At 64.6% G+C, this 280-nt stretch carries 1 protein-coding gene; it reads right to left on the minus strand.

Annotated elements, in window-relative coordinates; translation table 11 throughout:
* Positions 1 to 280: transposase (locus tag F1735_RS34870; protein ID WP_167241623.1), on the minus strand; the 280-nt coding region annotated here is incomplete at both ends.

The raw sequence follows: 280 nt of genomic DNA on the forward strand, positions 1-280 counted from the left end.
CGCTGGCCGCCGCTGCAGGCCGCTCGCGGGCAGCAATGGCCGTGCCGTCGCGGCTGATATGTCCGATCAACTGGTCACCCAGGTGCTCCTTGATCATGGCTTCGTAGGCGCGTTCAACCAGTCGCTCCTCAGCGAACTGCGCAAAAGCCCGCGAAAACGTCGCCTCCGAAGGCAGCTTTGCAAACGGCGGAAATCCGCAAATGCGCCGCAAGGTCTTGTCCATGGTCAGGCGCTCGACCAGCCCGACGGTGGTGGTGATGCCCAGCACCGCCTTCGCCAC

This window comes from Massilia genomosp. 1, from assembly GCF_011682185.1.
Taxonomy (GTDB): domain Bacteria; phylum Pseudomonadota; class Gammaproteobacteria; order Burkholderiales; family Burkholderiaceae_D; genus Telluria_A; species Telluria_A rubra.